We start from the raw sequence: 388 nt of genomic DNA, 5'->3' as shown, positions 1-388 counted from the left end.
GTGTGTGCGTTTTTTTTTTTTTGTTTTTTTTTTTTTTTTTTGTTGTTTGTTTTTTTTTTTGTTTTTTTTGGGTTTTTTTGTTTGTTTTGTGGGGGGGGGTTTTTTTTTTTTTTTTTTTTGTTTTTGTGGGGTTTGTTTTTTTTTTTTTTTTTTTTTTTTTTTTGTTTTTTTTTTTGTTTTTGTTGTTTGTTTGGTGTGTTTTTTTTTTGTGTTTTTTGTTGGGGGGGGGGGGTTGGTGGGGGGGGGGGGGGGGGGGGGGGGGGGCGACGCCCCCCCCCCACCCAAACCAGCCACAAAAAAAAACCCCACAACAAAACACAAAAAAAAAAAAACAAAGGCTAAAAAAAAAAAAAAAAAAAAAAAAAAAAAAACAACCCCACACCCCCCC

The 388-nt window shown here is 34.5% G+C and carries 1 protein-coding gene; it reads left to right on the top strand.

Features of this window, described 5'->3' with window-relative positions; genetic code table 11:
• A partial coding sequence (locus tag PUR53_RS47980; RefSeq protein WP_329906967.1) for a hypothetical protein occupies positions 1-388 on the top strand: 388 nt, incomplete at both ends.

Origin of the sequence: Streptomyces sp. SP18BB07, from assembly GCF_036322545.1 — a bacterium.
In the GTDB taxonomy this organism is placed as follows: domain Bacteria; phylum Actinomycetota; class Actinomycetes; order Streptomycetales; family Streptomycetaceae; genus Streptomyces; species Streptomyces deccanensis.
This window is presented reverse-complemented; position numbering and strand designations above follow the sequence as displayed.